Annotated in this window: 8 protein-coding genes, 2 tRNA genes and 3 rRNA genes; 3 read left to right on the forward strand and 10 right to left on the reverse strand. The window is 57.1% G+C overall.

Going from position 1 to position 12880, the window contains the following annotated elements; all coding sequences use genetic code 11:
• Window positions 1–30: 30 nt before the first annotated feature.
• From LFL96_RS24975 to LFL96_RS24995, 5 genes are all read right to left on the reverse strand, one after another.
• Window positions 31–732 carry an ABC transporter ATP-binding protein gene (locus LFL96_RS24975; RefSeq protein ID WP_281003371.1) on the reverse strand — a complete coding sequence of 234 codons (702 nt, stop codon included), beginning with the start codon at window positions 730–732 and terminating at the stop codon, window positions 31–33.
• Entirely contained in the window at window positions 729–1496 is a 768-nt protein-coding gene (locus LFL96_RS24980; protein ID WP_281003372.1) for an ABC transporter ATP-binding protein, read from the reverse strand. The genes LFL96_RS24975 and LFL96_RS24980 overlap by 4 nt, the downstream gene beginning before the upstream one ends.
• Window positions 1493–2560 (reverse strand): branched-chain amino acid ABC transporter permease, encoded by a 1068-nt coding sequence (locus LFL96_RS24985; protein WP_281003373.1) that lies wholly within the window; start codon window positions 2558–2560, stop codon window positions 1493–1495. Before LFL96_RS24985 ends, LFL96_RS24980 begins: the two co-directional genes overlap by 4 nt.
• Window positions 2557–3417: a branched-chain amino acid ABC transporter permease gene (locus tag LFL96_RS24990; RefSeq protein ID WP_281003374.1), complete on the reverse strand. Its 861-nt coding sequence runs from the start codon at window positions 3415–3417 to the stop codon at window positions 2557–2559. The genes LFL96_RS24985 and LFL96_RS24990 overlap by 4 nt, the downstream gene beginning before the upstream one ends.
• A gap of 120 nt (window positions 3418–3537) precedes the next feature.
• Window positions 3538–4746, reverse strand: a complete 1209-nt coding sequence (locus LFL96_RS24995) for an ABC transporter substrate-binding protein (protein ID WP_281003375.1) — start codon at window positions 4744–4746, stop codon at window positions 3538–3540.
• Window positions 4747–5031: 285 nt separating this feature from the next.
• Between LFL96_RS24995 and LFL96_RS25000 the strand changes: the two genes are divergently transcribed.
• The 3 genes from LFL96_RS25000 (at window position 5032) to LFL96_RS25010 (ending at window position 7127) form a co-directional block, all read left to right on the forward strand.
• A complete protein-coding gene (locus tag LFL96_RS25000) occupies window positions 5032–5877 on the forward strand; it encodes an FCD domain-containing protein (RefSeq protein WP_281003376.1) in 846 nt (281 codons plus the stop codon).
• Between the two features lie 558 nt (window positions 5878–6435).
• Window positions 6436–6900, forward strand: a complete 465-nt coding sequence (locus LFL96_RS25005; RefSeq protein ID WP_281003377.1) for a hypothetical protein — start codon at window positions 6436–6438, stop codon at window positions 6898–6900.
• Between the two features lie 92 nt (window positions 6901–6992).
• Complete coding sequence (locus LFL96_RS25010; protein WP_281003378.1) at window positions 6993–7127, forward strand: hypothetical protein; 135 nt, start codon at window positions 6993–6995, stop codon at window positions 7125–7127.
• A 99-nt stretch (window positions 7128–7226) separates the two neighbouring features.
• Here LFL96_RS25010 and rrf read toward each other — a convergent pair.
• From rrf to LFL96_RS25035, 5 genes are all read right to left on the reverse strand, one after another.
• Window positions 7227–7340, reverse strand: a 5S ribosomal RNA gene (rrf, locus tag LFL96_RS25015).
• A 215-nt stretch (window positions 7341–7555) separates the two neighbouring features.
• Window positions 7556–10435: ribosomal RNA gene (locus LFL96_RS25020) — 23S ribosomal RNA — on the reverse strand.
• A 323-nt stretch (window positions 10436–10758) separates the two neighbouring features.
• Window positions 10759–10834: transfer RNA gene (locus LFL96_RS25025), tRNA-Ala, on the reverse strand.
• Between the two features lie 89 nt (window positions 10835–10923).
• Window positions 10924–11000: transfer RNA gene (locus LFL96_RS25030), tRNA-Ile, on the reverse strand.
• 77 nt (window positions 11001–11077) lie between these two features.
• Window positions 11078–12608: ribosomal RNA gene (locus LFL96_RS25035) — 16S ribosomal RNA — on the reverse strand.
• The 16S, 23S and 5S rRNA genes sit together here with 2 tRNA genes alongside, the layout of an rRNA operon.
• Window positions 12609–12880: the final 272 nt, after the last annotated feature.

Below are 12880 nucleotides of genomic sequence, written 5' to 3' on the forward strand. Positions count from 1 at the left end.
TGCTTCCTCGTGTTGAAGACGGGACGCGCGTCAGACAACGCCGACGCCGAGATAGCGATCCTTGATCGACTCGTCCGCCGCGAACGACGCGTTGTCGCCCGAATAAACGATCACACCCTGCTCGATGATGTAGTGGCGATCCGCGAGCTGCGTACAGACTTCGAGGTTCTGCTCGACCAGCAGAATCGCGACGCCGGCTTCGCGAATCAGTTTGAGCTGAGCGACGATCTCCTCGACGATCACCGGCGCGAGACCTTCCACGGGTTCGTCGAGCATCAGAAGCCGCGGATGATTCATTAGCGCACGGCCGATGGCGAGCATCTGCTGTTCACCGCCGGACAGTTGCGCGCCTCCGTTCGTACGCCGCTCCTTCAAGCGTGGAAAGATGCGGTAGATATCGTCGAGCTGCCACGGCGAATCCTTGCGCGCGCCGAGCTTGAGGTTCTCTTCAACAGTGAGCAAACGGAAAATGCCGCGATGCTCAGGCACGAGGCACACACCGCGCGACGCAATCTTGTGCGGTGCCATGCCATCGATCTTCGAGCCGTTGAAGGTCAACTCGCCGCGTTCCGGTTTAACCACGCCGGCAATGGCCTTGAGCGTGGTCGACTTGCCCGCGCCGTTGCGGCCTAATAGCGTGACCGTTTCGCCATCGCCGATCTGCAGACTCACGCCTTGCAGAATGTGGCTCTTGCCATAAAAGCCATGGATGTCCCGCATGTCGAGAATCACGCCCGGCCTCCCGTGATCATGTTGCCGAGATAGGCGCTGCGCACGCGCTCGTCGCCGCGAATCTGATCGGGACGGCCTTCCACGAGTACACGCCCTTGCTGCATCACCGTGATCGTGTCGGAGATATCCATCACGATGCCCATGTTGTGCTCGATCAGCACGACCGTGTAATCGTCGCGCAGGCCGCGAATCAACTGCTTCATGTCGTCGAGATCGTCGATGCCCATGCCGGATGTCGGCTCGTCGAGAAAGATCGCCTTGGGCCGCGCGGCGAGCGCCATGCCCACTTCGAGCCGCCGTTGCTGGCCGTGCGAGAGCGCACCCGCCAAGGTCGCGCTGAAGCGCTGTAACGCGAGCCGTTCGAGCACGCTATCGACGGTATCCGCATGCGTAAGCGCGCCGAGCGGCGGCGTCCATGCGTTCAGCGCGCGCACCGCGTCGACACCTTGTGCGGCAAGGCGCAAATTCTCGCGCACGCTTAGATTGGCGAAGAGCGATGTCACCTGGAACGACCGCGCGATGCCGCGACGCACCCGCTTGTGATCCGGCTCGCGTGTCACGTCGTGACCATCGAACACGATCCTGCCTTCGGTAATCGGCAGTGTTCCGGTCAGTACGTGAAACAGCGTCGTTTTCCCCGCGCCGTTCGGTCCGATGACCGAGTGCACCGTGCGCGGCTGGATGTTCAGATTGACGTCCGATAGCGCGGTGAATTTGCCATAGCGCTTCACCACGCCGTTCGCCTTGAGAATGGCTTCGGTCATACGGGCTCTCCACTGGCATCGTCGTTCCTGTCGCTGCGGTTCTGATCGTTTTGATCATCTCGCCGCAACGATCGACAGATTCGCTCGCCCAATCCCCACAAGCCGCGCTGCATGAACAGGCTAACCGCGATCAGTACGATGCCGAGCAGCAGCAGCCAGCGCGGCCATAGCGTCGAAAGCCAGTCGGCGAATAGCACATAGAACGCGGCACCCAATACGGACGCGAACAGATTGCCCGTTCCGCCGATCACGGTCATCACGAGGATCATTTCGCTCGTGTGATAGTCGATGTTCGAGAGCGGCGCGATACCGGTCATCAGCGCATGCAGTGCGCCCGCCAGACCCGTAACCGCGCCGGAGATCACGAACGCCATCAGCTTGAAGCGTTTGACGTCATACCCGACGGCAGCCGCACGTGCTTCGTTGTCGCGAATCGCCAGTAGCGTCCGGCCGAATACCGAATGCGATACACGCAGTAGCAACCAGAACACGACGAGAAACAGCACCGCGACAAAACCGTAGTACTGCCACGGCGATGCCAGCGACAGCAACGCATGCCCGAAGAGCCCGAGCGGTGGACGCGGAATGTCCAGCAAGCCGTTGTCGCCGCCAGTCAAATCAGGCGTCGTGTACGCGAGAAAATAGAACAGTTGTCCGAACGCGAGCGTCAGCATCACAAAGTACGTACCGCGCTGTCGAATCGAAAACCAGCCGACCACGGCTGCGGCCGCTGCGCCGATCGCGACTGAAGCGAGCAATGCGACCGGTACCGGCAACGACGTTTTAGTCAAAACGAGACCGGCGCAATAGCTGCCGAGCCCGAAGAAGATACCCTGACCGAACGACAGCAAGCCGGTGTGGCCCAGCAAAAGATTGCAGCCGAGTGCCGCGAGTGCGAATACCAGCACCTCGGTGGCCAGCGAACCCGAGCGCAGCGTCAACGGCAAGACGCACACCACGAGCAGCGCCAGCAATAGAAAGCGGTAGCGGTGCAGCACGCCATTCGCCGCCGGCTCAGACGACGTCGATGCCTTCGACACAACCGGTTTAGAGGTATCGATCATGCCGCCCTCCCCAACAACCCGTTTGGACGCAGCAACAGGACCGCCGCCATCGCGACATAGATCATCAACCGCGCGCCCTCCGGCCACAGCGTGCTCATTACGCTTTGCACGATGCCGACCAGCAATCCGCCGACGAGCGCCCCCAGAAAATTGCCCATTCCGCCGACCACGACCACCACGAACGCGACACTCAACGCCTCGATACCCATGAATGGATCGACGCCGCGAATCGGCGCGGCAAGTACCCCTGCCAAGGCGGCCGTTGCCGCACCCAGCGCAAACACGAGACTGAATACGCGCAGAACGTTGATACCGAGCAGCGACACCATCTCGGTCGATTCGCTGCCCGCCCGCACCGCGCTACCGAGCCGTGTGCCTTCCAGCACCCACCACAGCAATGCCGCCAGTACCGCGGTAAAGCCAATCACGAATAGCCGGTACTTCGGGTACACGAAACTCCCCCAGATCACCACGCCGTTCAGCACGTCCGGAACCGCTACGTTATCGCCGAGCGGCCCCCAGACCAGAATCGCGCACTCCTGCACGACGAGCGCGAGGCCGACGGTGACGAGAATATGGAACTCGTGCTGCTGCGCGTAAACATGACGCAGGATCAGTTTCTCGACGACCCACGCCAGCGCGCCCACGACGATCGGCACGACCACCAGCGCGGTCCAGAAACTCATCGACCATTGCATCGCCTGATAGCAGAAGTACGCGCCGAGTAAATAGAACGCGCCGTGCGCGAAATTCACGAAACGCAGCAGACCGAACACGATCGACAAGCCGACCGCGAGCAGGAAGTACAGCATTCCCACTCCGATGCCGTTGACGATCTGCAAAAGATAAACGTTCATGGCGTTCGTCTAGAGAATGGGGAGAGACCGGTGTGCGTTCATGACGAGCGCGACCGCGGTGTTCAGTCGTTGCAGGCACAACGGTGCGGCGCGTGGCGGCACCGTGACCACGACGGTGTATCAAGCCATCTTGCAACCGGTTTGATCGAGCGAGAGGAACGACTGCCCGGAACTCACGATATCCGCGTAGTCGTCGGCGTTTTTCATCTTGTTCTTCGCCTTGCCCTTCAACAGATAGTAGTTCTTCAGCACCTGGTGGTCGCCCTTGCGAATTTCCTCCGGGCCGGTCAAACCATCGTATTTCATGCCTTCCAGTGCGGCCACGACCTTTTTCGGGTCGACGTTGCCCGCTTTCACGATGCCGTCGAGCAGGATTTTCGTGCAGATATAGGAACCCGCGAGGCTGTAGTTCGGGTTCGCCTTGAATGCGGCATTCGAGCGTTTGACAAGATCTCGATTGAGCGGTGAATCGATGCCGTGCCAGTACTGCGCGCCGAAATACACACCGTCGCACAGATCCGCACCCAGCGATTCGAATTGCTCGAGACCAGATGCCCACGCCATCAGAATCGTGCAATTGTTCTTCAAACCAAAACTCACCGCCTGGCGAAGCGTATCGGACGACTGCGAGCCGAAGTTGAGAATCAGCAATACGTCGGGCTTGGCGGCCACCGCATTCGTTAGATATCCGCTGAATTCCTTCTCGTTCAGCGAGTGATAACTATTGCCCACGTGCTCGATCCCTTTCTCCTTGAAGATCGACTTCGCGGCCGACAACAGACCGTCTCCGAACACGTACTGCGGCGTGATCGTGTACCAGCGTTTGGCCTTCGGCATCATCTGGATCAATGGACGTACTGTCTGTTCGATCGCGCCATAGGTCGGCACCGACCAGCGAAACGTCGCGTCATTGCAGTCTTTGCCGGTGATTTCGTCCGCGCCGGCAGTCGTGATAAAAATGCCGCCGGCTTTCTGCACTTCCTTACCCATCGCCAATGATTCGGATGACAAAATACCGCCGGCGAAGAAGCGGGCATTTTTTTGCTGTGCGATCTCCTGCACGCGACGCACTGCCGTCGCGGGCTTGCCTTCGGTGTCAAGCACCGTGTAGGCGAGCGGCTGACCGAGTACTTTTCCGTATTGCTCGATGGCAAGCTTCATACCGAGATCGGCGTATTTTCCGTTGGCCGCGAAGGGCCCGGACATCGGCACCGGACACGCAAACTGCAAAGTACTCGCTTGCGCGAAAGCGCTTCGCGCTGCCAGCGCGCTCAACGTCCCCGGAACGGCCGACAGCGCGGCCAGCTTTAACATATTTCGGCGATTCAAAATGACGCTCCTCAGGAAGAGACACACACTGACCGACTACGAAACTGCGCGGATTGCGTAAATCGCGCGAGCGATTGCTTGAGGTTGCTGGCCGCCATCAAGGTTCTGCTATCCCATCGGCTTTGTTCTATTTATCATGATAAATAGGTTGGACTTGATCGTAGGTACAATAAATTCGGGTGTCAATAAGGCAAAATTCCTGGCGGCGTCGACGTGGCCTTTGGGGCCGTCATCAGGCCAACGGTCTGATCGAAGATCGCACAGGACAAACTGGGAGCATCGAACATGGCCATGGATCGCGCCAAAGCGGGCGCCGCGATTGAGATCAAGCAGCAGAAGCGCGGCGATCTGGTCGCCGAGGAAATCAAGCGGCTGATTACGGAGAAGGATCTGAAGCCGGGCGACCGGCTACCGCGGGAAGTGGAGTTGCAGCAACTCTTCTCGGTGAGCAAGAGTACGATCCGCGAGGCGTTGAAATCGCTCGAGGTGCAGGGACTCATCAAGGTGAGCACCGGACCGAGCGGCGGCGGCATGGTCGTGGAGGTGCCGCTGGACCGAACCTTGCAATTGCTGCAGAACTACTTGTTCTTTAAAGACGTGTCCATCGACGATATCTACACCGTGCGCAAACTGCTCGAGCCCGAGCTTGCGGCGGGCGCGGTGCCGCATCTGACGGAGCAGGATTTTGAAGCACTTGAGGCCAGCATTGCGTGCTGCGATCGACCGGCGTCGTCGCATGGCGGACAGGACATCGTGCGGCAGCGGCAGGAGGATGTGAACTTTCACGACATCCTGGCGGCCGCGAATCCGAATCCATTTCTGCGCTTCAGTTGCGAGTTGATCAACGAGATGATCCGGCAACTGATCGAGTTTCGGAACGACACACCGCAATCGGAACATGAACGCTTCGGCGCGGCAAACGTGAAGATCCATAAGGCCATTACCAAGGCTGCACGCGAGCGTGATGTGGAAAAGGTGCGGGAGCTGATGGTGGTTCATATGACCGAGGCGCCGCGCTATGTTAAGCGGATGAAGGGGAAACTCCGCGGAAGGCTGATCCTGGATTCGGAGATCCGGCGACGCGTGCGGGCGCGTAGCGTGACGTCGACGGATGAGGGTGGAGAGGGGTGATGTTGTGTGTTCTGCGTGCTGGGCGGCGGGCGGTGGGCCGTTCGCGGTTGGCTGTTGGCTGTTGGCGGTTGGCGGTCAGCGGTCAGCGGTCAGCGGTCAGCGGTCGGAGTGATCGCCCAAGATAGATGCGTTTTTGTAAGGTACGCGCCGCAACCGGCTTGTGAGCCGATTTCGTTCTTGGCCTCATGATCAACGTGCGTTCTATGGCGGAGAACGCCGGCGTCTGCCGCTGGTGCGCACGTAACAAACACCTTGAAAAGCGGAGTGGTAGCCCGTCTGACAGCAACAGTAGCCAGTGGGTGAGGTACCGGCAGCATCGCATCGCTGCGTGCACGACCAACATGCTTCGGTCGCCACCGCCCAGACGTAGCGGTCGATTGCCGAAAGACTGAATCGAGTGTCCTGAAAGGTGCTCAGATAACAAAAAACTGGCGTGCGAAGCGAAAACGGCCACTGGCCGGCGTCTTTTCCGACCCAGCAGCTATATGTCACCGTGAGACTCAACCTTTTGCCGCTCGCGCCGTTATTGCGTCTGCACAGGCACAACATTGGACCCTCATGGCACAACCGATCCCTTTCTCCCGCCACACTGGCGCTGCGCGTGCGCGACATGCCAAGGCCATGCTGTTGCCGATTGCTCGCCAAACCGCCGACGAATTAGCGCTGCGAGTGCATCTGTCGCTCGACGCGCTTCGCCGCGGCGCGGGCAGCATGACTGACGCTCAAACCCTCACGCAGACCATGCTATTGGCCGGTTTCCTCGCCGAAGCGGGCTTTGGCTCAGCGACCGGCGAGCAACTCGGCGTGGCCGAGCGGATGGTAGCAGCGGTATTCGATACCGGTCGAACTACCAACGAATGGAAGCTCGACGCAGCGGGAGTCGCGCTTTTCGCCGCCATCGCCACGAACTACGACGAGCAACTGCACCGCGCACCGCTATGGGCGATTACCGATGCCAGCGAACGGCTGGATCGTTTTACGGCGGGAATGACGTACCAGGCACCGACGCGAAAGCGAGCGTAAGAACGGAGTTAGAAGCCTGATCGTGGAAGAAATAGGCAGCAATTCTCCTTCCACCGAGTTTCGGTTTAGCCGAGGCGTTCGAGGTATCGCGTGTGCCGCTGGTGCCGCAGATCCAGCTGGGCGGCGAAGGCGGCGGCAATGCGTTCAATACGCTGATGTCGTTGATGGGTTCGTTGAAGGCGGGGGAACTGGCGGGGTCGCTGACGTCGCCGGGTAAGGACGGGTAGGTTCTGGCCACGTTCCCGGGCCATATTTTCAGGCGCGTAAACGCAGAAACCCCACCGTTGTAGGTGGGGTTTCTGTTTGCTGCAGTGTGCTGCTGGGGAGCCTGACGATTACCTACTTTCACACGGGCAATCCGCACTATCATCGGCGTGGAGTCGTTTCACGGTCCTGTTCGGGATGGGAAGGGGTGGTACCGACTCGCTATGGTCATCAGGCATGACTTGTTGCCGTGGCGCCTTTTGGGGCATCACGACCAATCCGGAAGAAGTAGTTTCTGATGATGTGACATCAGTGGCGGGGGTTGTGTTGTTTTATCTGGCACAACACTGATCTCAACCTGTGTGTGGTCTGCATAAGACCCTGCGCGTAGCGCAGGGTGGGGCATCCATAAGTGCTGAAGCACTAACGGCTGCCGACACACACCTGTTATAGGATCAAGCCTTACGGGCAATTAGTATCAGTTAGCTGAGCACATTACTGCGCTTACACACCTGACCTATCAACGTCCTGGTCTTGAACGACCCTTCAAGGGGCTCGAAGCCCCGGGGATATCTCATCTTAAGGCGAGTTTCCCGCTTAGATGCTTTCAGCGGTTATCTCTTCCGAACATAGCTACCCGGCGATGCCACTGGCGTGACAACCGGTACACCAGAGGTTCGTCCACTCCGGTCCTCTCGTACTAGGAGCAGCCCCCTTCAAATATCCAGCGCCCACGGCAGATAGGGACCAAACTGTCTCACGACGTTTTAAACCCAGCTCACGTACCTCTTTAAATGGCGAACAGCCATACCCTTGGGACCGGCTACAGCCCCAGGATGAGATGAGCCGACATCGAGGTGCCAAACACCGCCGTCGATATGAACTCTTGGGCGGTATCAGCCTGTTATCCCCAGAGTACCTTTTATCCGTTGAGCGATGGCCCTTCCATACAGAACCACCGGATCACTATGACCTGCTTTCGCACCTGCTCGACTTGTCGGTCTCGCAGTTAAGCACGCTTATGCCATTGCACTATCAGCACGATTTCCGACCGTACCTAGCGTACCTTCGTACTCCTCCGTTACACTTTGGGAGGAGACCGCCCCAGTCAAACTGCCTACCATGCACTGTCCCCGATCCGGATTACGGACCAAGGTTAGAACCTCAAACAAGCCAGGGTGGTATTTCAAGGTCGGCTCCACTGAAACTAGCGTTCCAGCTTCAAAGCCTCCCACCTATCCTACACAGACCGGTTCAAAGTCCAATGCAAAGCTACAGTAAAGGTTCATGGGGTCTTTCCGTCTAGCCGCGGGGAGATTGCATCATCACAAACACTTCAACTTCGCTGAGTCTCGGGAGGAGACAGTGTGGCCATCGTTACGCCATTCGTGCAGGTCGGAACTTACCCGACAAGGAATTTCGCTACCTTAGGACCGTTATAGTTACGGCCGCCGTTTACCGGGACTTCAATCAAGAGCTTGCACCCCATCATTTAATCTTCCGGCACCGGGCAGGCGTCACACCCTATACGTCCACTTTCGTGTTTGCAGAGTGCTGTGTTTTTATTAAACAGTCGCAGCCACCAGTTTATTGCAACCCCTTCACCCTCTGCGCGCAGGCGCATCAAGCTACAGGGGCGTACCTTATCCCGAAGTTACGGTACCAATTTGCCGAGTTCCTTCTCCCGAGTTCTCTCAAGCGCCTTAGAATACTCATCTCGCCCACCTGTGTCGGTTTGCGGTACGGTCTTGTTAGACTGAAGCTTAGAGGCTTTTCCTGGAACCACTTCCGATTGCTTCGTGACCTAGATCACTGGCCTCGCACCCTTGAATTCCGCGCCCGGATTTGCCAAAGCGCCTTCTCCAATGCAAGGACCGGGACTTCCAACACCCGGACAACCTTCCGCGATCCGTCCCCCCATCGCATCTAACAATGGTGCAGGAATATTAACCTGCTTCCCATCAGCTACGCATTTCTGCCTCGCCTTAGGGGCCGACTCACCCTACGCCGATGAACGTTGCGTAGGAAACCTTGGGCTTACGGCGAGGGGGCCTTTCACCCCCTTTATCGCTACTCATGTCAGCATTCGCACTTCCGATACCTCCAGCGCACTTTTCAATGCACCTTCGCAGGCTTACGGAACGCTCTCCTACCATGCACATAAATGTGCATCCGCAGCTTCGGTATATGGCTTAGCCCCGTTACATCTTCCGCGCAGGACGACTCGATCAGTGAGCTATTACGCTTTCTTTAAAGGATGGCTGCTTCTAAGCCAACCTCCTGACTGTTTTAGCCTTCCCACTTCGTTTCCCACTTAGCCATATTTGGGGACCTTAGCTGGCGGTCTGGGTTGTTTCCCTCTTGACACCGGACGTTAGCACCCGATGTCTGTCTCCCGTGATTGCACTCTTCGGTATTCGGAGTTTGCTATGGCGTAGTAATCCGCAATGGACCCCACAACCATGACAGTGCTCTACCCCCGAAGGTGATACACGAGGCACTACCTAAATAGTTTTCGGAGAGAACCAGCTATTTCCAGGTTTGTTTAGCCTTTCACCCCTATCCACAGCTCATCCCCTAACTTTTCAACGTTAGTGGGTTCGGACCTCCAGTACGTGTTACCGCACCTTCATCCTGGCCATGGATAGATCACCTGGTTTCGGGTCTACACCCAGCGACTGAATCGCCCTGTTCGGACTCGCTTTCGCTACGCCTGCCCTAATCGGTTAAGCTTGCCACTGAATGTAAGTCGCTGACCCATTATACAAAAGGTACGCCGTCACCCCTTACGAGGCTCCGACTGTTTGTATGCATGCGGTTTCAGGATCTATTTCACTCCCCTCCCGGGGTTCTTTTCGCCTTTCCCTCACGGTACTGGTTCACTATCGGTCGATCACGAGTATTTAGCCTTGGAGGATGGTCCCCCCATCTTCAGACAGGATTTCACGTGTCCCGCCCTACTTTCCGTACACCTAGTTCTTCCTCGCTGTTTTCGTCTACAGGGCTATCACCTGCTATGGCCGCACTTTCCAGAGCGTTCGACTAACAATGAAGATAAAGAGTACAGGCTGGTCCCATTTCGCTCGCCACTACTCTGGGAATCTCGGTTGATTTCTTTTCCTGCGGTTACTTAGATGTTTCAGTTCACCGCGTTCGCTTCGCGTAGCCTATGTATTCAGCTACGGATACTCCATAAGGAGTGGGTTTCCCCATTCGGATATCGGTGGATCAAAGCTCGTTTGCCAGCTCCCCACCGCTTTTCGCAGGCTACCGCGTCCTTCATCGCCTGTGATCGCCAAGGCATCCACCACATGCACTTGTTCGCTTGACCCTATAACGGGTGTGTCTTCGGCGCATTCACTCGGAACACGGCCTTCGCCACATCGTTACAGGTTGAGTATTCGTGTTGCGCCGTATTCCAAGGCAATCTTTCGATCACCTTTTCATACATTGATACAATCACAACCCTGATTCACCTACTCGCACACCCATCTCTAAGCATGCTTTCGTGAATCTCTTTACTACTTCTTCCTGATTGTTAAAGAACGACAGCCGATCACGCGGTTGCTATAACCACGTCTCGCTCTGACTGGCTCAATCGCCAATGCACAACTCTCTGCCCGTCTTGCCGGCAGAACACTATGCATTGAGGATTGGTGGAGGATGACGGGATCGAACCGACGACCCCCTGCTTGCAAAGCAGGTGCTCTCCCAGCTGAGCTAATCCCCCAGTCACATACAGACACACGATCAATTATCGTCTGCCGATGCAGTCTTCACAGATACGCCCTTCAGCGGCGAACCCCACCGCAGAAACAGTGGTGGGTCTGGATGGATTCGAACCATCGACCCCCGCCTTATCAAGACGGTGCTCTAACCGACTGAGCTACAGACCCCTGCGTCTGTCTGCGTATCTGTCTTTAATTTACAGCCGATAAGCGTGAGCGCTCAACGTTGAACACGTCAGCTCGAGAAAGGAGGTGATCCAGCCGCACCTTCCGATACGGCTACCTTGTTACGACTTCACCCCAGTCATGAATCCTACCGTGGTGACCGTCCTCCTTGCGGTTAGACTAGCCACTTCTGGTAAAACCCACTCCCATGGTGTGACGGGCGGTGTGTACAAGACCCGGGAACGTATTCACCGCGGCATGCTGATCCGCGATTACTAGCGATTCCAGCTTCACGCACTCGAGTTGCAGAGTGCGATCCGGACTACGATCGGTTTTCTGGGATTGGCTCCACCTCGCGGCTTGGCAACCCTCTGTTCCGACCATTGTATGACGTGTGAAGCCCTACCCATAAGGGCCATGAGGACTTGACGTCATCCCCACCTTCCTCCGGTTTGTCACCGGCAGTCTCCCTGGAGTGCTCTTGCGTAGCAACTAGGGACAAGGGTTGCGCTCGTTGCGGGACTTAACCCAACATCTCACGACACGAGCTGACGACAGCCATGCAGCACCTGTGTTATGGCTCCCTTTCGGGCACCCCCACCTCTCAGCAGGGTTCCATACATGTCAAGGGTAGGTAAGGTTTTTCGCGTTGCATCGAATTAATCCACATCATCCACCGCTTGTGCGGGTCCCCGTCAATTCCTTTGAGTTTTAATCTTGCGACCGTACTCCCCAGGCGGTCAACTTCACGCGTTAGCTACGTTACCAAGTCAATGAAGACCCGACAACTAGTTGACATCGTTTAGGGCGTGGACTACCAGGGTATCTAATCCTGTTTGCTCCCCACGCTTTCGTGCATGAGCGTCAGTATTGGCCCAGGGGGCTGCCTTCGCCATCGGTATTCCTCCACATCTCTACGCATTTCACTGCTACACGTGGAATTCTACCCCCCTCTGCCATACTCTAGCCCGCCAGTCACAAATGCAGTTCCCAGGTTAAGCCCGGGGATTTCACATCTGTCTTAGCGAACCGCCTGCGCACGCTTTACGCCCAGTAATTCCGATTAACGCTTGCACCCTACGTATTACCGCGGCTGCTGGCACGTAGTTAGCCGGTGCTTATTCTTCCGGTACCGTCATCCCACCACCATATTAGGGCGATGGTTTTCTTTCCGGACAAAAGTGCTTTACAACCCGAAGGCCTTCTTCACACACGCGGCATTGCTGGATCAGGGTTTCCCCCATTGTCCAAAATTCCCCACTGCTGCCTCCCGTAGGAGTCTGGGCCGTGTCTCAGTCCCAGTGTGGCTGGTCGTCCTCTCAGACCAGCTACAGATCGTCGCCTTGGTAGGCCTTTACCCCACCAACTAGCTAATCTGCCATCGGCCGCCCCTTGAGCGGGAGGTCCGAAGATCCCCCCCTTTCCTCCACAGAGCGTATGCGGTATTAATCCGGCTTTCGCCGGGCTATCCCCCACTCCAGGACACGTTCCGATGTATTACTCACCCGTTCGCCACTCGCCACCAGGATTGCTCCCGTGCTGCCGTTCGACTTGCATGTGTAAGGCATGCCGCCAGCGTTCAATCTGAGCCAGGATCAAACTCTTCAGTTCAAACCTGTTACTGTTTTTCGGGCTCTTTCGAACCCGGTCGCTCACTCAACGTACTGACGAATTGTTCGATCATCTTTCGACGGTCAAACCTTCCTTTCATTACTGTGTGAGACTTGATACTTTTGCTTTACGCCAGACTCCGAAGAATCCGGCTCGCATTCCGCATCAAGCGCCCACACTTATCGGCTGTTAATTTTTAAAGATCGTTCGCAAAAAGATTCAGGTGGCTTGCACCGCCCACTTCCTTCTGCGTCGCTGCATCAGCAGCAGAG

The sequence above is a fragment of the Paraburkholderia sp. D15 genome (genome assembly GCF_029910215.1).
Taxonomy (GTDB): domain Bacteria; phylum Pseudomonadota; class Gammaproteobacteria; order Burkholderiales; family Burkholderiaceae; genus Paraburkholderia.